Origin of the sequence: Actinomyces urogenitalis (assembly GCF_002861525.1) — a bacterium.
In the GTDB taxonomy this organism is placed as follows: domain Bacteria; phylum Actinomycetota; class Actinomycetes; order Actinomycetales; family Actinomycetaceae; genus Actinomyces; species Actinomyces urogenitalis.
The window spans coordinates 108,993-128,514 of the sequence record NZ_PKHA01000001.1; the positions used below are offsets into that span (position 1 = coordinate 108,993).

The window sequence follows — 19,522 nt, forward strand, 5'->3', positions numbered from 1 at the left end:
ACCTCGGTCATGGGCCAGCACACCCCGCGTGCCCTCTTCCCGGCCGCCTCGCTGCCTGACTCGCGCGTGAGCATTGGTGTCCTGGCGCTGCAGGGGGACGTGCGCGAGCACTGCCTGGCCCTGGAAGCGGCGGGGGCTCGGGCCGTGGCCGTGCGCAGCGCGGCTCAGCTGGCTGGAGCCGACGGCGCACGCGTGGACGGTCTGGTGCTGCCCGGTGGGGAGTCCACCACCATGGGCAAGCTCCTGGCGTCCTTCGGGATGCTGGAGCCTGTGCGTGCGCTGGTGCGCGACGGAATGGCGGTCTACGGCTCGTGCGCGGGGATGATCATGCTGGCCGATCGCGTTCAGGGGGCGGCCTCGGGCCAGCCCTTGATCGGCGGCATCGACATGACGGTGCGACGCAACGCCTTTGGCCGGCAGGTCGACTCCTACGAGGAGGACCTGGTGGCTCCGACCCTGGGCGCTAATGAGGAGCGTCCCCTGCGGGCCGTCTTCATCCGAGCGCCCTGGGTGGAGGAGGTTGGCGAGGGCGTGGAGGTCCTTGCCACAACGCGATCTGGCCGTGCCGGCGCGGACCGGCCTGGGACAGGCGGTAGGATCGTCGCGGTTCGTCAGGGACCGCTGCTTGCCACGTCCTTCCACCCTGAGGTCGGAAGCGATCACCGGGTCCATGACGTCTTTGTCGAGATGGTGAGGCACCGGTCCTAGGACCGGTGCGTCACAGGCTTTCGGTGCCTGCCTGGCGGGCACCGACTTACCCAAGGAGCACATATGTCGGGACACTCCAAGTGGGCGACCACCAAGCACAAGAAGGCTGCGATTGACGCCAAGCGCGGCAAGCTCTTCGCCCGCCTGATCAAGAACATCGAGGTCGCTGCCCGCACCGGCGGTGGGGACCCCGCAGGTAACCCGACCCTGTTCGACGCCATCCAGAAGGCCAAGAAGAACTCTGTGCCGGCGGACAACATCACCCGCGCCGTCAAGCGTGGTAGCGGCGAGGAGGCCGGTGGCGCCGACTGGCAGACCATCATGTACGAGGGCTACGGTCCGGCCGGTGTGGCCTTCCTCGTGGAGTGCCTGACTGACAACCGCAACCGTGCGGCCTCGGACGTGCGCGTGGCCTTCACCCGCACCGGCGGCAACCTGGCTGACCCGGGGTCGGTCGCCTACAACTTCACTCGCAAGGGCGTGGTGGAGATCGCCAAGGCTGACGGTATCGACGAGGACTCCATCCTCATGGCCGTCCTTGACGCCGGTGCCGAGGAGGTCGTCGAGGGGCCGGAGTCCTTCGAGGTCCTGTGCGAGCCCACCGACCTCATCGCCGTGCGCAACGCCGTGACCGAGGCTGGCATGGAGTACGACTCCGCCGAGTCCCAGTTCGTGGCCGGCACCAAGGTCGAGGTCGACCTCGACGGCGCCCGCAAGGTGATGCGCCTGATCGACGCCCTGGAGGACCTGGACGACGTCCAGAACGTCTTCACCTCTGTGGACATCTCTGCCGAGGTCGCCGCCCAGCTCGACGAGGACGAGGACTGAGCTGGCTGCCACGCTGAGCGGCCAGCCAGGTCGCTCTCCTCGCTCGCGTACCGCCCAGGTCGCGCTCCAGCGGGTGCTCGGGGTCGATCCCGGTCTCACGCGGTGCGGCCTGGGCTGCGTTGACATCGACGCCAGGCGGCGCGCCCGCCTGGTCGAGGTCGGGGTCGTGCGCACGCCGCCGTCGATGAGCCCGGAGCTCAGGCTCGCAGCGATCGCCGACGCCCTGGATGACTGGATCGCCCGGCTGGGACCTACGAGCGTGTCGGTCGAGCGTGTCTTCGCCCAGGACAACCTGCGCTCGGTCATCTCGGTGGCCCAGGTGATGGGTGTGGTCATGGTGGCTGGGGCCCGGGCCGGCCTCGAGGTTGCCCAGCACACTCCCAGCGAGGCCAAGGCTGCGGTGACCGGCTCAGGTACCGCGGACAAGCTCCAGGTCCAGGCGATGGTCGCGCGCATCCTCGGTCTGGACGCCCCGCCGAAGCCTGCTGACGCGGCCGACGCACTGGCCCAGGCCATCTGCCACGGCTGGCGCGGAGGCGGCACCGGGATCGACGGCGGCGCGGAGATGGTCTCGCAAGGCGGCGCGGTGCGTGCCAGCGCCCGCACCCCCGCCCAGCGCCAGTGGGCGCAGGCGCAGGCCGCCGCCCGGCGCACCGGCGCCGTCGATCCGCGCCGCGCCCGCCGCTGACGGCGACACCGCCCTGCCCGGCCTGCTACTGTCTGTACAGACGTTCGAGCGTGAGAAGGAGAAGCCTGCATGATCGCCTCCCTGCGTGGCACGGTCCTCGACATCTCGCTGACCGGCGCCGTCATCGAGGTCGGTGGCGTGGGCATGGCCTTCCAGGCCACGCCCACCACGCTGGCCGGGCTGCGCGTGGGCGAGGAGGGCACGGTTCACACCGAGCTCGTCGTGCGTGAGGACGCCTTGACGCTCTTCGGTTTCGCTGACGCCGACGAGCGCCAGTGCTTCCGGGTCCTGCTGGGCGCCAAGGGGGTCGGCGCCAAGCTGGCGCTGGCGATCCTGGCTGTGCACACTCCTGACGCCCTGCGCCGTGCCATCGCCAGCCAGGACGTGGCGGCGCTCAAGCGGGTACCGGGCCTGGGGCCCAAGGGGGCACAGCGCGTCATCATCGACGTCGGGGACAAGCTGGGACCGCTGACCGGGCAGGACCTGGCTGCGGAGAGGCCTCAGGCTCCGGCTGAGACGGGCGAGGAAGCCAACCCTGACGTGGTGGCGGCGCTGGTCCAGCTGGGCTGGAACGAGGCGACGGCCCGCCAGGCTGTGGGCGCGGTGGAGTCAGGAGCCCAGGAGCAAGGCGAGGCGCTCAGCGTCCCGGAGCTGCTGCGGGCCTCGCTGCGCTGGCTCGGTGGTGGTCACCGTGGCTGAGGCGATCCCAGGCCGCGTGGTTGGCGGCGGGGCTGACGAGCTCGAACGTGCGGCCGAGGCAGCGCTCCGACCCAAGCGGCTGGAGGATTTCGTGGGCCAGGAGGTGGTCCGCGGTCAGCTCTCGGTGGTGCTGCGGGCCGCGCTCTCACGCGGCACGACTCCCGACCACGTCCTGCTCTCAGGCCCCCCGGGACTGGGCAAGACGACCCTGGCGATGATCATTGCCGCGGAGGTAGAGGGCTCTCTGCGGCTGACCAGCGGTCCGGCTATCCAGCACGCCGGCGACCTCGCAGCGATCCTGTCCTCCCTGGAGGAGGGGGACGTCCTCTTCATCGACGAGATCCACCGCCTGGCGCGTACGGCGGAGGAGATGCTGTACCTGGCGATGGAGGACTACCGGGTTGACGTGGTGGTGGGCAAGGGCCCCGGTGCCACCTCGATCCCGCTGTCACTGCCTCCCTTCACCGTCGTGGGCGCCACGACCCGAGCCGGCCTCCTTCCCGCGCCGCTGCGCGACCGCTTCGGTTTCACCGGCCATCTGGAGTACTACGGTCCCGCCGAGCTCTCCCGGATCCTGGCCCGCTCGGCCGGGCTGCTGGGCGTGCAGCTGGAGGCGCAGGCCGGTGCGGAGCTGGCTCGCCGCTCGCGTGGTACCCCGCGTATCGCCAACCGCCTGCTGCGCCGGGTCCAGGACTGGGCCGAGGTCCACGGCACTCCCGGGTACCTGGACCTGGAGGCTGCGCGGGCCGCCCTGGAGGTCTTCGAGGTCGATGCCCTCGGGCTGGATCGCCTGGACCGCGCCGTCCTGGAGGCCCTGTGCACCCGCTTCGGGGGAGGCCCGGTGGGGCTGACCACGCTGGCGGTGAGCGTGGGGGAGGAGCCAGAGACAGTGGAGACCGTGGCCGAGCCCTACCTCGTGCGCGAGGGGCTGGTCGTGCGCACGCCACGCGGTCGCAGCGCCACGGCCGCCGCCTACGAGCACCTCGGCCTGCAGCCGCCTGAGGGTGGGATGCTGCTGGTGTGAGCGCCTGGGCGGCGGGGCTCACACTCTCAGGTGACGCTCACCGCACCGACTGACGCCGCAAGTGCCCTAGACTCGGCAAGGTTGTCCCTGCCTGGGACAGTGTCACCCTCGAACGGAGGAGCCTGGATGCTCTGGATGCTCATCGTCATGGTCCTTGCCTTCTGGCTCATGTCGCGCTTTGCGCGCAAGCAGCAGGAGAAGATGACGGCTCAGCAGAACGCGCGCATCGAGGAGGCCATGGTTCCGGGCACCTGGGTGCGCACGCGCGCGGGCTTCTACGGCAAGGTCGTGGAGGTCGACGGCGAGGTCGTCACCCTGGCGACGGCCCTGGGAGATGAGTCGCTGTGGGCCAAGGCCTCCATCCTGGGCGCGGAGGAGCCCCCCTTCGCCTCCGTGGAGGATGAGCTCTCCGAGCTGGCCGACGGCGACGACCTGGCCGCTGACGAGACGGTCGAGGACGCGGTGGAGGAGACGGAGCAGACCGCTCCTGAGCCCCTGAGCTCGGCGGCCGAGCCTCACGCCCCTGCCCGTGACCAGCAGGACTGAGCCCGCCGTGTTCCGCGGCGCCGACCAGTCCTGCTCCCGATCCCACTGCGGTCGCCCGCAAGACGTCCGCTGACCCCACCACTGCGAGGAAGAGACCGCGTGTCTAGCAAGCAGATCAAGCACCCGGGCCGACGGCTCCTTGTGCTGCTCGTCGTCATCGCCATCGGGTACGCCGCACTGGCCCTGGGCGCTGCCACCCACCGCACCTCGATGACGCCGGGACTGGCGCTCGACCTGGAGGGCGGTACCCAGATCATCCTGACGCCGACCACCACGGACGGCTCGACCATCACTGACGAGGACGTGCAGCAGGCCATTGAGATCATCCGCCAGCGTGTGGATGCCTCTGGCGTGGCCGAGGCACAGATCTCTCGTCAGGGTGGTCAGAACATCGTCGTCGCCCTGCCCGGCCAGCCCAGCCAGGAGACCCTGGAGCTCGTGCGCACCTCCGCGGTGCTGTACTTCCGCCCGGTCATCCGGATCATCCAGGGCTCGGCCACGGCGATTGCCCAGGCTCAGAACCAGTACCTCGCCAAGGCAGCGGCCAGCGCCTCTGCCTCGCCGCAGGCCAGCGACGCCGCCACCCAGGACGCGACCAGCGCGCCGGCAAGCGAGCCGGCCCAGGAGCCCACGCCGCAGGCGACGGCGGTGCCGACCGTGACGGCCGAGCAGGTCGCTCAGACCTACGCCGACGTCAACCAGGACGGCACGATCAGCTCTGACCCGCTGCCGGCGACCTCAGACGACCATTCCTCCGACGAGTGGATCACCGAGCAGATGATCTACGACGCCTACATGACTGACTGCACGGCCGCGGACAACCTCACCGGCGTGAGCCAGGACCCGAGCAAGGCCGTCATCTCCTGCGCCAAGGACGGCTCGGGTGCCACCTACATCCTGGGCCCGGCCGATATCGCCGGTACCGATATCTCGCGTGCGAGCTCCGGCCTGGAGACCACGAGCCAGGGCACGACGACGAACAAGTGGGTCGTCTCCCTGGAGTTCGACAAGAAGGGCACCGACGAGTTCGCCGCGGTCTCCAAGCGCCTGCTGGCCTACCGTGACGCGGCGGCCGCCTCGGCCTCGACGACGACCCAGACGGGCTCGACCGACTCCCAGAAGGCCCGGTTCGCCATCGTGCTCGACGGCCTGACGCTCATGGCCTCAGGCTTCAGCTCGGACGTGACCACCCCGATCACCGACGGCCGGGTCCAGATCTCGGGCAGTTTCACCCAGGCCCAGGCCAACACGCTGGCCAACCAGTTGTCCTTCGGCTCCCTGCCGCTGACCTTCACCGTGCAGTCCGAGCAGCAGATTTCCGCGACGCTGGGCATCGAGCAGCTGCGCCACGGCCTCATCGCGGGTCTGGTCGGCTTCCTGCTCATCATCGTCTACCTGGCCTGGCAGTACCGTGGCCTGGCGGTGGTGGCTGTGACCTCGCTGGTGGCCGCGGCCGGGGTGACCTACCTGGCCATCGCGCTGCTGAGCTGGGCGATGGGCTACCGCCTGTCGCTGGCGGGAGTGGCCGGACTCATCATCTCCATCGGTATCACGATGGACTCCTTCATCATCTACTTCGAACGTATCCGTGACGAGGTCCGCCACGGACGTACCCTCGTGGCTGCCGTGGATGAAGGATGGTCCCACGCCCGCCAGACGATTATCGTCTCCGACGCCGTCAACCTCCTGGCTGCGGTTGTGCTCTACTTCCTTGCGGTGGGAGGCGTCCAGGGCTTCGCCTTCACCCTGGGCGTGACCACGGTGGTGGACCTGGCGATCATCGTCTTCTTCACTCACCCGATGATGGTGTGGATCCTGCGCTTCCGCTTCTTCGGCCAGGGCCACCGCTGGTCCGGCCTGGACCCGGAGCACCTGGGGGCGCGCTCCCTGGCCGCCTACGGCAAGGGCCGCCAGAGCGCGATTGACTCGGTGATCTCCTCGCTGGCCCGGCGCAAGGCCGAGGCCCGTGCCCAGGCGCGCCAGGCCGAGGACGAGCCGAGCGCCGAGCACGACCAGGAGGCTGACGCCGTCGACCCCGGTACCACGAGCGGAGAGGAGGGAGAGGACAAGTGAAGAGTCTCGCCCAGCTAGGTAACGACCTCTACTCCGGGCGCACGTCGATGCCCTTCGTCGCGCGCCGCAAGATCTGGTACATCGTCGCCCTGGTCGCCATCGCGATCTCGGCCGTGCTCGTGGTCAAGCCCGGTCTCAACCCCGGTATCGACTTCAAGGGCGGCACCGAGGTGACTATCACCGGCGTCGCCTCCCCCTCCGAGGGACCGGCCAATGACGTCCTGAACCAGGAGGGGATGTCCGCCTCCTCGTCGGTGACCACGATGGGCTCGTCCTCCGTGCGCGTGCAGACCACCGAGCTGACCAAGGAGCAGTCCGACTCCCTGGCCGCGGCCCTGGCCAAGGCTTACGACGTCGATGCCGGCGCCGTGTCGGCCACGACGATCGGCCCGACCTGGTCCTCTGACGTCACGGACAAGGCTCTGCGTGGACTGGTGATCTTCTTCGTCCTGGTCGGGGCGCTCATCTGGGCCTACTTCCGCACCTGGAAGATGGCGGTGGCTGCGCTGCTGGCCCTCGTCCACGACATCATCATCACCGTAGGTGTCTACGCGGCCTCGGGCTTCGAGGTCACCCCGGCCACCATCATCGGTGTGCTGACGATCCTGGGATACTCGCTCTATGACACCGTCGTGGTCTTTGACAAGATCCGCGAGAACACCAAGGACTTCGCCACGCAGACGCGCTCGACCTACGCCGAGCTGGCCAACCTCGCGGTCAACCAGACCTTCATCCGCTCGATCAACACCTCTGTGGTCGGTGTGCTGCCGGTGGCCTCGCTGCTGGTGGTCGGTGCCTTCATCCTGGGCGCCGGCACGCTGCGAGACATCGCGCTGACCCTGTTCATCGGCATGATCGCGGGAACGATGTCCTCGATCTTCCTGGCCACGCCCCTGCTGGTGGACCTGCGACGCCGGGAGAAGGGCGTGCGTGAGCAGGCCGCTCGTGTGGCCCGTGCTCGTGGTGAGCGCGAGGCTGAGGCCAGTGACGACCCGCAGGCCCTGGCGGTCCTGGCCGCGCAGCCGGTGGCGGCGCCGCTCACGCCGGGGCGCCACCTGGGTGTGGCCGCCCAGCCCAAGAGGAAGAAGAAGCACTCATGACCGCTCCTCAGCCTGACCTGCCCGCGCTGCCCGCCGAGCTGTCTAGCCTGGTGCTGGACAACCTGCGGGAGGTTCCGGACTTTCCCGAGCCGGGCGTCCTCTTCCGGGACATCACGCCGCTGCTGGCCAACGGTGAGGCCTTCGCGCGTTTCGTCGACGGTCTGGCAACCCACTACCGTGGTCATGTCGACGCCGTCGCCGGCCTGGAGTCGCGCGGCTTCATCCTGGCCGCCCCGCTGGCGGTCCACCTGGGCCTGCCGCTGATCGTCGTGCGCAAGGGCGGCAAGCTGCCCGGTCCGGTGCTGGGCGTGGACTACGAGCTGGAGTACGGCAGCGCCCGGATGGAGCTGCGCGCCGAGACGGTGGTGCCCGGTCAGAGGGTCCTTGTGATCGACGACGTCCTGGCCACGGGTGGGACGGCCGCGGCCTCGATCGCGCTGCTGGAGGAAGCCGGGGCTGAGGTTGTCGGCCTGTGCATGCTCCTGGAGCTGGCGGGGCTCGGCGGGCGCTCCAAGCTGCCAGGACGGCGGATCGACTCCGTGGTCACCTTCGCCTCGTCCTGAGCCTGCGGCTGCGGGCGCTGGCGGCCTCGGCGCGGCTATGATCCGTTTATGACGGAGACGAGGAGCACCAACGACGCCGGCGCCCAGAGCGTCGTCCCCGGCTCGCGCGTTCGCAGCCGTCTGGCCTGGTTCGGTTCGCGCGGGCACTCGACCCCACCGGCGATCGAGCCGCTGCTGCGCGCGCTGCGTGCCAATCACCCCAAGGCGGACACGAGCCTCATCGTGCGTGCCTACGAGGTGGCTCAGAAGGCGCACGAGGGCCAGCGCCGCAAGTCCGGCGAGCCCTACATCACCCACCCGGTCGCCGTGGCCACGATCCTGGGTGAGCTGGGGATGACGCCCCAGACCCTGGCGGCGGCGCTGCTGCATGACACCGTCGAGGACACCGACTACACCCTGGAGCGTCTGCGGGCAGACTTTGGCGACGAGATCGCCCTCTTGGTCGATGGCGTGACCAAGCTGGACAAGCTGCAGTACGGCGAGGCCGCGCAGGCCGAGACCGTGCGCAAGATGATCATCGCCATGTCCAAGGACATTCGCGTCCTGGTCATCAAGCTGGGGGACCGGCTCCACAACGCTCGCACCTGGAAGTACGTCTCGGCCGAGGGCGCGGCCCGCAAGGCGAAGGAGACCCTGGAGATCTACGCCCCGTTGGCCCACCGGCTGGGGATGAACACGATCAAGTGGGAGCTGGAGGACCGCTCCTTCAAGGCGCTGTACCCCGGTGTCTACGAGGAGATCGAGCATATGGTCGCCGAGCGGGCCCCCGCCCGCGAGGAGTACCTGCGCCAGGTGCGCCTGCAGATCGAGGAGGACCTGCGGGTCAACAAGATCAAGGGCACGGTCACTGGCCGGCCCAAGCACTACTACTCCGTGTACCAGAAGATGATCGTGCGAGGTAAGGACTTCGACGACATCTACGACCTGGTGGCCGTGCGCGTCATCGTGGACACCATCCAGGACTGCTACGCCGTGCTCGGTGCGCTGCACTCGCGCTGGACGCCGATGTCCGGTCGCTTCAAGGACTACATCGCAGTCCCGAAGTTCAACCTCTACCAGTCCCTGCACACCACCGTCGTCGGCCCCGGCGGCAAGCCGGTGGAGATCCAGATCCGTACCCACGAGATGCACCGGATGGCCGAGTACGGCGTGGCGGCGCACTGGAAGTACAAGGAGGATCCCAACGCCACCGGTCCCAGCCCCGCAGGCGGACGCGCCGTGGACGCCGACGCCGGTGAGATGGCGTGGCTGCGCCAGCTCGTGGATTGGCAGAAGGAGACCCAGGACCCGGCGGAGTTCCTCGACTCCCTGCGCTACGAGATGGCCGGTACCCAGGTCTACGTCTTCACCCCTAAGGGGGACGTGCTGGCGCTGCCCGGCAAGTCGACGCCGGTGGACTTCGCCTACGCGGTCCACACCGAGGTGGGGCACCGAACGGTAGGTGCCCGGGTCAACGGCCGGCTGGTGCCGCTGGACACCCAGCTGGAGAACGGAGACACGGTCGAGGTCTTCACCTCCAAGGCCCAGGGCGCGGGGCCCTCGCGCGACTGGCTCAGCTTCGTGGGCTCGCCCAGGGCCCGCAACAAGATCCGTTCCTGGTTCTCCAAGGAGCGCCGTGAGGAGGCCATTGAGGAGGGCAAGTCCGCCATCGCGCGTGCGATGCGCAAGAAGGACCTGCCGATCCAGCGCCTCATGAGCCACGACTCGCTCACGGACGTGGCCAAGACCCTGGACAAGGGGGATATCGACGGGCTGTACGCGGCGGTCGGGGAGGGGCATATCTCGGCCCAGCACGTGGTGGACACCCTGGTGGCCGCCATGGGCGGCGAGGCCGGGGCGGAGGAGACCCTGGCTGAGGGCGTGGTGCCCACGCGCGCCTCCTCCCACCGCAGTCCGCGCCCGACGGACTCCGGCGTGGTCGTGAAGGGCATGGACGCTGGGGACGTCTACGTCAAGCTCGCGCGCTGCTGCACACCGATGCCTGGTGACCCGATCGTCGGTTTCATCACTCGGGGCTCGGGGATCTCGGTGCACCGGACCGACTGCCTCAACGTCGAGCAGCTCCAGCGCGAGCCCGAGCGCATGATCGAGGTCCACTGGGCCGATCACGCCCCGAGTGCCTACCTGGTCCAGGTTGAGGTCGAGGCGCTGGACCGCGGGGGACTGCTGGCCGATATCACGCGGGTTCTCGCGGACAACCACGTTAACCTCATGAGCGCCAACATTGGCACCAGCCGTGACCGGGTGGTCACTGGTCACTTCGTCGTCGAGCTGGCTGAGGCGAGCCACCTGGACCACACCCTGGCCTCGCTGCGGCGTATCGACGGCGTCTTCGAGGCCCGCCGGACCACCTCGACCTCGCGCCGCCACTCCTGAGCAGCGGCCGCGCCCGCGCGCCAGCACCTCTACGCGGGCGGGGCGTCATAGACGGCGTGGATGATGGCGCGGGCCCGCGGGCGTCCCACGCCGCAGGAACCTCGGCACCGCTCCAGGGCAGCCAGCAGCGCGGCACGGCGGGTGCCGCGCGCCATGGCACACAGCACGGCTTGGACGGCTTGGAGGGCCGGTGCGGTGCGTGCGAGGTCGACGACGGTGCGCTCCAGGGTGGTGCAGCGTTGGCCGGCGATGTCGGTGACGTCCACGGCAGGCAGCCTCACACGCCGCGTCAGGGTACGCGGGGTGTGTCCGCAGCGCTCGGGTGAGGCGACGACGATGACCTGGGGCGGGGTGCCGCCGGCGTGGACCCACAGCGCCCCGGCGCCGGTGAGGACAACAGAGGGCAGAAGCGCCGGGCGCAGGGCGTGCATGCGCTGGCGAGGCAGAACGAGGCGGTCTCTTGGCCACAGGCGGCCGAGGACCTGCTCAGTCAGAAGCGGATCGGTGCTCGCCTGCCGCAGCAGCCCGAGCTCGCGGTCCGTCAGCGCCTCCACCACGGCGGTGGTCACAGGCGGTGACCACCAGCGGTCAGCGGTGGGATAGGGGCGTGGCTGCCTGGAGGGCGGGAACGTCGTCGTCATAGGGCCATGGTGGTGGCGTGGCGCGGCAGGGGCTAGTGGCAGGCGAGGCCCTGTGGACAACGAGTCCTGGTACGCCGGTGCCCTCGTGCGCTGTGGACACGGGGCACGAGGGCACCGGAGGGAACCTGGTCAGGCGCGAGCCGATAGGCGCACCTGCTCCAGCCAGGCGCGGCGGGCGGTCAGAGCCGCTTCGGCCTCCGCGATCTTCTTGGAGTTGCCAGCGGCCTGGGCGGCGGCGAGGTCAGCCTCGAGCTCGGCGATGGAGTCCTCCAGCTGACCGGCTAGGCCCTCGGCGCGGGCCTTGGTCTCCGGGTCGCTACGGCGCCACTCGGCGTTCTCCGCCTCGCGGATGGCGTCCTCGACGGCCCGCATGCGTCCCTCGATGCGGCGCACCGCGCCACGCGGCACGCGGCCGGCCTCCTCCCAGGCGTCCTGGATGGGGCGCAGTGCCTTCTTGGCGGCCTTGATGTCCTTGATGGGCAGCAGGGCCTCAGCCTTGGCAACGAGAGCCTCCTTGACCTTGAGGTTCTCGGCGAACTCGGCGTCCACGGCCGCGTCCTTGGCGTGACGGGCGTCGAAGAAGACCTGCTGGGCCGCACGGAAGCGGGCCCACAGGGCGTCGTCCTCCTTGCGCGAGGCGCGGCCGGCCTTCTTCCACTCCTCCATCAGCTCGCGGTACTTCTGGGAGGTACCGGCCCAGTCGGTGGAGTGCTGGAGCTCCTCGGCGCGCTTGATGAGCGCCTCCTTGGCGGCCTTGACCTTGGCCTGCTTGGCGTCCAGCTCGCTGAAGTACTGGCGGCGGTGGCGGTCGAAGGTGGTGCGGGCGTGGCTGAAGCGCTTCCACAGGCCGTCCTCGGTGGGGCGGTCCAGGCGCGGTCCACGGCGCTGGGCGCCCTTCCACTGCTCCAGCAGCTCGCGCAGCTCGGCGCCCGAGCTCTTCCACTGGGTGCGGGCCGGGTCCTGGGCGGCGATGGCCTCAGCGCGCTCGACCAGGGCGGTGCGGTCCTTGAGAGCCTGCTCCTTGGCCGCGGCGCGCTCGGCGGTCACGGCCTGACGGCGCTCGGCCGCCACGGCGCGCAGCGCGGCGAAGCGGGCACGCAGCCCGTCCAGGTCACCCACCGCAGCGGGCTCCTTGAGGGACTCCTCGATGGAGGCCAGCGTGGAGTCGATCTCCCGGACCGACAGCTGGGGCAGGCGCGTGGCGAACAGGTCCACCGTGGCCTTGAGGTCGAGGAAGCGGCGGACGTAGAAGGCCATCGCCTCGGCGATCGGCGCGTCGGGGAACTGACCGACCTCGCGCTCGGTGCCTCCGTCCTGGACGTAGACCTTGCCCTCGCCGTCCACACGTCCCCACTTGGCGGCGTCCATGGCCTCCTGCGGGTCGATCTCGGGCTCGGGCGCAGCGGCGGGGGCCGCCACGGAGGGCGCGGGCAGGCTCGCCGGCGTCGGGGTGGCCGACGGTGCCGCCTCGCTGGCCGGGGCCTGGTCCGCCTCGGCGGTGGGCTGAGCCTCCTGGGCCGGCTCGGCAGGAGCCGCGGCCTCGGGCTCGGTAGAGGCCTCCGGCTCGGGGCTGGTGGGCTGGGGGTCGGTCGCCTGGGCGGCGACGGACTCGGTGACAGGCTCAGCAGCGCTGAGGGTCTCAGGCTGGGACGGCTCGAACTGCTCGGACTGCTCGGTCACGATGTGCTCCTTCAGTGGTTGACGGGGTCGGGCACGCGCGTGCCCTTTCCGTGTCCGCCCGGCCGAGGCCGGGTGATGGTGGTGGTGCCGCAGGGCGACAGCGTCACGAGCCTACCCGTTAGGAGCCCGCGGTGAGCAGGAGGCGGTGCTCGTGGTGCCCAGGGCGAAAGCCGTCGAGGCCGATCGAGGTTTGTTGGACACCTGTCTTTCTAAATTCGTCCGGCTCTGGGGTCGGCCGACCCGCCGGGGCCGGGGCCTCCAGGTACGTCATCCCGGGGCGGAACAAGGGTGGAGAGTCTCTGTGTGCCAGGTGCGTCACGCAGGTGGGACTTGTGGCCTACGATTGCCCCAGCAGACGCAGGCCCCCTGCCTCGCTCCTTGAGTACTCGCGACCCGGAGGTCCCCATGGCACAGCTGCCAACTCTCCTGGACTGGCCCGTCGTCCGTCAGGTCGTCTCCGGCGACTTCCTGGGACGTGGGCGCTCGGTCACCTCGCCGACCACCAAGGCGGTCCAGGCCCGTACCGAGACCGCGGACCGGGTGGTGCGCTCGGTGTGCCCCTACTGCGCGGTGGGCTGCGGACAGCTCATCTACGTCAAGGACGAGCGGATCATCCAGATCGAGGGTGACCCGGACTCCCCGATCAGCCGTGGACGGCTGTGCCCCAAGGGCTCTGCCTCTGAGCAGCTGGTCAACTCGCCTACCCGCATCGCCACCGTACGCTACCGCCGGCCCTACTCCACCCAGTGGGAGGAGCTCGACCAGGACACGGCGATCGACATGATCGCAGACCGCTACATCGACACCCGCCGGCGTACCTGGCAGGAGTCCGACGACGCCGGTCACACCGGTCTGCACCGCACCCTGGGCATCGCGCACCTGGGCGGCGCGGCCCTGGACAATGAGGAGAACTACCTCATGAAGAAGCTGTACACGGCTTCGGGTGTCATCCAGGTGGAGAACCAGGCGCGGATCTGCCACTCGGCTACCGTGCCCGGGCTCACCGGCTCCTTCGGGCGAGGAGGCTCGACCCTGTCCCTGCAGGACATCGCCAACGCCGACCTCGTCATCATCGAGGGCTCCAACTTCGCCGAGGCGCACCCGGTGGGCTTCCAGTGGGTCATCGAGGCCAAGAAGCGTGGGGCCACGGTCATTCACATCGACCCGCGCTTCTCGCGTACCTCCTCCCAGGCTGACCGGCACATCCCTATCCGTACCGGCAGTGACGTGGCCCTGCTGGGCGCCGTCATCAACCGGGTCCTGAGCGAGGAGCTGTGGTTCAAGGACTACGTCCTGACCTTCACCAACGCCACCTCCGTGGTCAGCGAGCGCTACGCCGACACCGAGGACCTGGACGGGCTGTTCTCCGGCTACGACGAGGCGACCGGCACCTACGACGCCGCGATGTGGGAGTACGAGGCTGATGACGGCCTGGAGGGTGACCCGATGCGCCGCTCGCGCATCAGGACCGACCCGACGCTGGCCAACCCCCGCTGCGTGCTCAACCTGCTGCGCCGTCACTTCGCCCGCTACACCCCTGAGCTCGTCCAGGAGGTCTGCGGAGTCAGCCGCGAGGACCTGGACTACCTGGTCGACGCCGTCGTGGCGAACTCGGGCCGTGAGCGCACCACGACCTTCTGCTACGCCCTGGGCTGGACCCAGCACACCGGTGGCGCCCAGATGATCCGGGCCGCCGGCATCCTCCAGCTGCTCATGGGCAACATGGGGCGTCCGGGCGGAGGGATCATGGGCCTGCGCGGGCACACCTCGATCCAGGGCTCGACCGACATCCCCACGCTCTTCCACATCCTGCCCGGCTATCTGCCCATGCCCGTGGCCGGGAAGTCGGACACGCTGGAGCAGTATCTGGCCGCAGTGTCCTCCACCGAGCAGAAGGGTAGCTGGGCGGCGGCCAAGGCCTACACCGTCAGCCTGCTCAAGGCCTGGTGGGGGCAGTCCGCCACGCCGGACAACGACTTCCACTTCGGCCAGCTGCCGCGGCTCACCGGTGCGCACGGGACCTACCAGACAGTCCTGCGCATGATGGACGGCGGGGTCGAGGGCTACTTCGTCATCGGCCAGAACCCGGCGGTGGCCCAGGCACACTCGCGTCTGCAGCGTCTGGCGTTGTCCAGGCTCAAGTGGCTGGTGGTGCGTGACCTGCGCGAGACCGAGACGTCGAACTTCTGGCGCGACGCCCCGGAGATCGAGACTGGTGAGCTGGTCACCGAGGAGATCGGCACCGAGGTCTTCCTCATGCCTGCCGCCTCTCACGCGGAGAAGGCCGGCACCTTCACCAACACCCACCGTCTGGTCCAGTGGCGCCACAAGGCCGTGGACGCTCCGGGGGTGGGGATGTCAGACCTCCAGTTCTACTACCTGCTTGGCAAGCGCATCCAGGACAAGCTCGCCCACTCCACCGACCCGATGGACCGCCTCCTGCTGGACATGACCTGGGACTACCTCACCGACGCTGAGGGGGAGATCGACCCGCAGTCCGTGGTGGCCGAGATCAACGGCTACCACCTGGAGGGGGAGAGGAAGGGCCAGCCGCTCAGTGCCTACGCCGACCTCAAGGACGATGGCTCGACCTCGGCGGGGTGCTGGATCTACACCGGCATCTACGCCGACGGCGTCAACCACGCAGCGCTGCGCCCTGACCGTGACGAGCAGGACGGGCCGCTGGCGCACAACTGGGCCTGGGCCTGGCCGGCCAACAACCGCATCATGTACAACCGGGCCTCGGCTGATGCCGAGGGCCGGCCGTGGTCCGAGCGCAAGAAGCTGGTGTGGTGGGACGAGGAGTCGCAACGCTGGGTCGGCGACGACGTCCCGGACTTCCCGGCGACCAAGGCCCCGGACTACGTGGCGCCGCAGGGCGTGCACGGGCTGGCAGGCCTGGACGGGACGGATGCCTTCACCGCCCAGGCTGACGGCAAGGCCTGGCTCTTCGCCCCGCGGGGACTGGTGGACGGCCCCTTCCCGACCCACTACGAGCCGCAGGAGTCGCCCCTGGCCAACCCGCTGTACGCCCTGCAGGCCAACCCGACCCGGGAGAACTTCGACCGGGCGGACAACCTCTTCGCTCCCTCAGCAGGCCAGCCGGGTGCCGAGGTCTACCCCTACGTGCTCACGACCTACCGTCTCACCGAGCACTACACGTCCGGCGGCATGACCCGTACCTTGCCCTACCTCGCTGAGCTCCAGCCCGCCATGTTCTGCGAGGTTGACCGCCAGCTGGCCGACGAGCGGGGGCTGGAGAACGGGGGATGGGCCACGCTCATCTCGCCACGCGGCGTGATCGAGGCGCGCGTCCTGGTCACCGACCGCTTCACCCCGCTCCAGATCGGTGGACGCACCGTCCACCAGATCGGCATGCCCTTCCACTGGGGCAACGGCACCACCTCGATCACCACCGGCGACTCGGCCAACGACCTGCTCGGCATCGTGCTGGACGCCAACACCCACATCCAGGACTCCAAGGCCTCGACGGTCGACATCCGTCCCGGCCGGCGTCCCACGGGCCCGGCGCGCCTGGAGCTCATGCGTGAGTACCAGCGCCGTGCGGGCCTGACCCCCACCACCGGCCAGGACCCGCTGGGCAGCCTCGCCACCGCATCCGGGAGCATCGCATGAGCATCTTTCGTAACCAGCTGCACGGCCCCACCGACCCGCTGCGTGACGTGGGGTACGGCCGTGAGTACAAGCGCCAGGGCTTCTTCACCGACACCTCGATCTGCATCGGCTGCAAGGCCTGTGAGGTGGCCTGCAAGGAGTGGAACCGCGTCCCGGCCCGCCAGGAGCATGAGCACGGCAACACCTTCTCCGGCAACTCCTTCGACAACACCTACCACCTGGGTGCCAATCAGTGGCGCCACGTGGCCTTCGTCGAGCAGACCAGCGAGCAGGTCGCCGCTGCGCGGCGCTCGGGGGTGGTGGCGCTGGGAATGCCCGGGCACCGGCCCGGCTGGGCCGAGCAGGAGGGGACAACGGCGGACGGCGGAGTTCCCGGTCAGGGCCCTCGGCCGGGCCAGGGTGCCGCGCAGGAGCCTCAGGGACTGCCGGTAGTGCGCTGGCTCATGAGCTCGGACGTGTGCAAGCACTGCACCCACGCCGGGTGCCTGGACGTGTGCCCCACCGGGGCGCTCTTCCGCAGCGAGTTCGGCTCCGTCGTCGTCCAGGCCGACGTGTGCAACGGCTGCGGGTACTGCGTGGCTGCGTGCCCCTTCGGCGTTATCGACCGCCGTGAGAAGGGCACCATCACGATCGGTGGGCACAGCGAGGAGATCCCCAACGGCGGCAACGCCCAGAAGTGCACGCTGTGCTACGACCGCCTCAAGGCAGGCAAGAGGCCAGCGTGCGCGACCAACTGTCCCACTGAGTCCATCCAGTTCGGTGACCACGACGAGATGGTGCGCCGGGCCCGGGCACGGCTGGCTGAGCTCCACGCCCAGGGACACACCGAGGCCCGCCTGTACGGCGCCAACCCGCAGGACGGGGTGGGCGGCACCGGCTCGGTCTTCCTGCTCATGGACGAGCCTGAGGCATACGGCCTGCCGCCGGACCCCGAGGTCCCCACGGCTGACCTGGCCTCCATGTTCAACTTCGCCGGCGTCGCGGGCACGGCCATGATCGCCACGGCCCTCGGCATGTTCATCGCTCACGGGAGGCAGAAGTGACCGTCACCGACCTCGATTCCCTGCGTCCGCCCGTGCCACAGCGCGACGGGAAGCGGCGACGTCGCAAGGCCGTGGGCCCGGACTGGGTGGTGCCGGAGGTCGAGTTCACCTCCTACTACGGGCAGAACATCGTCAAGCCCGCACCCTGGGAGGAGGAGATCGCGATCTACCTCTTCTTCGGTGGCATGGCAGCCGGATCAGGTCTCATTGGAGCAGGGGCGGACATCACCCACCGCCACTCCCTGAGGCGTGTGGCCCGTATCGCGGGACTGGGCTCACTGGGCATCGGGGCCACGGCCCTGGTCATCGACCTGGGACGGCCCGAGCGCTTCCTCAACATGATGCGCACCGCCAAGCTCACCAGCCCCATGAGCGTGGGCTCGTGGATCCTCACCGGCTTCTCGGTCTTCACCGGGGGAGCTGCGGCCCTGGAGATCATCCAGCCCTGGCTGCCGCGTGAGTCGTGGTGGCGGGAGCTGGTGGACGTTTCCTCCATCTTCGCCTCGGCCGGAGCCGCCTTCTTTGCCCCGCCGCTGGCGGCCTACACGGCGGTGCTCTTCTCCGACACCGCCACGCCCTTGTGGCACCAGGCCTACCGCGAGATGCCCTTCCTCTTCGTGGCCTCGGGCCAGGGAGCGGGCTGCGGGCTCAACCTCCTGCTCAACAGGCCCTGTGAGACCGCGCCGGTGCGGCGCCTGGCCGCCGTGGCCGCTGCCTGTGACCTGGCAGCCGACCACATGATGGAGCGGCGTCTGGGCGAGGAGGGCCAGCCCTTGCACGAGGGACGGGCCGGCACTCTGCACAAGGCCGCGAAGATCCTGACAAGCATCGGCGGCGTCGGGGCGCTCTTCGCCGGTCGCAACCGGGCCGTGGCCGCGGTCAGCGGCGCCGCCCTCATCGCCGGCAGCGCCTGCACGCGCTTCGCGATCTACTACGCGGGGCTGGCCAGCGCCAAGGACCCCGTCTACACCGTGCGTCCCCAGCGGCGTCGTTTCATGGACAAGCTGGCGCAGGGACGCTCGGTCACTGAGCCTGGAGGCCAGTGGCCCGAGGACTCGATCTTCTGATGTCGAGGCTGACCTCGCGTCACCGCATCCTGGCGATCGACGCCGACCACCCCGCGGGGTGGGGCCGGGTGGACACGCTCAGTGTCGAGGAGCCGCTGGAGATTCGCGTGGGTGGTGAGCCCTACACGGTGACGATGCGCACTCCAGGCCACGACGTCGAGCTCGCGCAGGGCCTGCTCGCCGCCGAAGGCGTCATCACCACGCTGGAGGATGTTCGGACGGCGCGCTACTGCGCGGGCTCGGTCATGGACGACGCCACCGGCCAGCCCGTCAACACCTACAACGTCCTGGACCTGCGCCTGGCACCGGGTGTGGAGGTCCCGCGTGAGCGCCTGCGACAGGTGGTCACCTCCTCGGCCTGCGGGGTGTGCGGGACCCAGTCGATCGACCTGCTGCGCACCCAGGTGCCCTGGGACCTGCACGCTGACGACGTCCAGGTCGAGGCGGCTACGGTCCTGGCCATGCCTGGGGCGCTGCGCGAGGCCCAGAAGGTCTTCTCCTCCACCGGGGGCCTGCACGGCGTCGCGCTCTTTGACGCCTCGGGCCGGCTGCTCGTGGCCCGGGAGGACGTGGGGCGCCACAACGCCACCGACAAGGTCGTGGGCTGGGCCATGCAGCAGGGACTGCGTCCGGCGCGCGGCACGGTGCTCTTCGTCTCCGGGCGCACCAGCTTTGAGCTGGCTCAGAAGGCGGCCATGGCCGGGGTCCCGGTGCTGGCCGGGATCAGCGCCCCGTCGTCGTTGGCCGTCGAGGTCGCCCAGGAGGTCGGCATGACCTTGATCGGCTTCGTGCGCGGGGAGCGGATGAACGTCTACACCCATCCCGAGCGCATCATCCTGCCCGGCTAGGC

16 protein-coding genes are annotated in these 19,522 nt (G+C 69.7%); 14 read left to right on the forward strand and 2 right to left on the reverse strand.

Features of this window, described 5'->3' with window-relative positions; translation table 11 throughout:
• Positions 1–9: 9 nt before the first annotated feature.
• From pdxT to CYJ26_RS00540, 10 genes are all read left to right on the forward strand, one after another.
• Complete coding sequence (pdxT, locus tag CYJ26_RS00495; RefSeq protein ID WP_040319954.1) at positions 10–708, forward strand: pyridoxal 5'-phosphate synthase glutaminase subunit PdxT; 699 nt, start codon at positions 10–12, stop codon at positions 706–708.
• 63 nt (positions 709–771) lie between these two features.
• Positions 772–1,536 (forward strand): YebC/PmpR family DNA-binding transcriptional regulator, encoded by a 765-nt coding sequence (locus CYJ26_RS00500; protein WP_006549818.1) that lies wholly within the window; start codon positions 772–774, stop codon positions 1,534–1,536.
• Positions 1,537–1,609: 73 nt separating this feature from the next.
• Positions 1,610–2,224, forward strand: coding sequence for a crossover junction endodeoxyribonuclease RuvC (locus tag CYJ26_RS00505; protein ID WP_048684484.1), 615 nt, complete (start codon positions 1,610–1,612; stop codon positions 2,222–2,224).
• Between the two features lie 69 nt (positions 2,225–2,293).
• Complete coding sequence (gene ruvA / locus CYJ26_RS00510; protein ID WP_006549816.1) at positions 2,294–2,923, forward strand: Holliday junction branch migration protein RuvA; 630 nt, start codon at positions 2,294–2,296, stop codon at positions 2,921–2,923.
• Entirely contained in the window at positions 2,907–3,947 is a 1,041-nt protein-coding gene (gene ruvB, locus CYJ26_RS00515; protein WP_034235563.1) for a Holliday junction branch migration DNA helicase RuvB, read from the forward strand. Before ruvA ends, ruvB begins: the two co-directional genes overlap by 17 nt.
• A gap of 126 nt (positions 3,948–4,073) precedes the next feature.
• On the forward strand, positions 4,074–4,493 hold the full coding sequence (locus tag CYJ26_RS00520) for a preprotein translocase subunit YajC (protein ID WP_024036558.1): 420 nt from the start codon (positions 4,074–4,076) through the stop codon (positions 4,491–4,493).
• Positions 4,494–4,592: 99 nt separating this feature from the next.
• Positions 4,593–6,566: a protein translocase subunit SecD gene (secD, locus tag CYJ26_RS00525; protein ID WP_101637768.1), complete on the forward strand. Its 1,974-nt coding sequence runs from the start codon at positions 4,593–4,595 to the stop codon at positions 6,564–6,566.
• Entirely contained in the window at positions 6,563–7,666 is a 1,104-nt protein-coding gene (gene secF, locus CYJ26_RS00530) for a protein translocase subunit SecF (RefSeq protein ID WP_006549813.1), read from the forward strand. The genes secD and secF overlap by 4 nt, the downstream gene beginning before the upstream one ends.
• Positions 7,663–8,229: an adenine phosphoribosyltransferase gene (locus CYJ26_RS00535; RefSeq protein WP_006549812.1), complete on the forward strand. Its 567-nt coding sequence runs from the start codon at positions 7,663–7,665 to the stop codon at positions 8,227–8,229. The genes secF and CYJ26_RS00535 overlap by 4 nt, the downstream gene beginning before the upstream one ends.
• 48 nt (positions 8,230–8,277) lie before the next feature.
• Positions 8,278–10,605 carry a RelA/SpoT family protein gene (locus tag CYJ26_RS00540; protein WP_006549811.1) on the forward strand — a complete coding sequence of 776 codons (2,328 nt, stop codon included), beginning with the start codon at positions 8,278–8,280 and terminating at the stop codon, positions 10,603–10,605.
• Between the two features lie 29 nt (positions 10,606–10,634).
• Here the strand turns inward: CYJ26_RS00540 and CYJ26_RS00545 are convergent, their stop codons facing one another.
• Both CYJ26_RS00545 and CYJ26_RS00550 read right to left on the reverse strand, forming a co-directional pair.
• A complete protein-coding gene (locus CYJ26_RS00545; RefSeq protein WP_048684480.1) occupies positions 10,635–11,246 on the reverse strand; it encodes a hypothetical protein in 612 nt (203 codons plus the stop codon).
• 129 nt (positions 11,247–11,375) lie between these two features.
• Positions 11,376–12,926, reverse strand: a complete 1,551-nt coding sequence (locus tag CYJ26_RS00550) for a DUF349 domain-containing protein (RefSeq protein ID WP_239668783.1) — start codon at positions 12,924–12,926, stop codon at positions 11,376–11,378.
• Positions 12,927–13,331: 405 nt separating this feature from the next.
• Here CYJ26_RS00550 and fdh point away from each other — a divergent pair, with 405 nt between their 5' ends.
• From fdh to fdhD, 4 genes are read left to right on the forward strand one after another with little or no spacing between them, the layout of a single operon-like run.
• The gene (gene fdh, locus CYJ26_RS00555) at positions 13,332–16,562 is read left to right on the forward strand and encodes a formate dehydrogenase (RefSeq protein WP_101637770.1); all 3,231 of its coding nucleotides are present in this window, start codon (positions 13,332–13,334) and stop codon (positions 16,560–16,562) included.
• The gene (locus tag CYJ26_RS00560) at positions 16,559–17,605 is read left to right on the forward strand and encodes a 4Fe-4S dicluster domain-containing protein (protein WP_034235453.1); all 1,047 of its coding nucleotides are present in this window, start codon (positions 16,559–16,561) and stop codon (positions 17,603–17,605) included. Before fdh ends, CYJ26_RS00560 begins: the two co-directional genes overlap by 4 nt.
• Positions 17,602–18,672: an NrfD/PsrC family molybdoenzyme membrane anchor subunit gene (gene nrfD, locus CYJ26_RS00565; protein ID WP_101637771.1), complete on the forward strand. Its 1,071-nt coding sequence runs from the start codon at positions 17,602–17,604 to the stop codon at positions 18,670–18,672. Before CYJ26_RS00560 ends, nrfD begins: the two co-directional genes overlap by 4 nt.
• On the forward strand, positions 18,672–19,520 hold the full coding sequence (gene fdhD, locus CYJ26_RS00570; RefSeq protein ID WP_101637772.1) for a formate dehydrogenase accessory sulfurtransferase FdhD: 849 nt from the start codon (positions 18,672–18,674) through the stop codon (positions 19,518–19,520). Before nrfD ends, fdhD begins: the two co-directional genes overlap by 1 nt.
• The last annotated feature ends 2 nt before the right edge of the window (positions 19,521–19,522 follow it).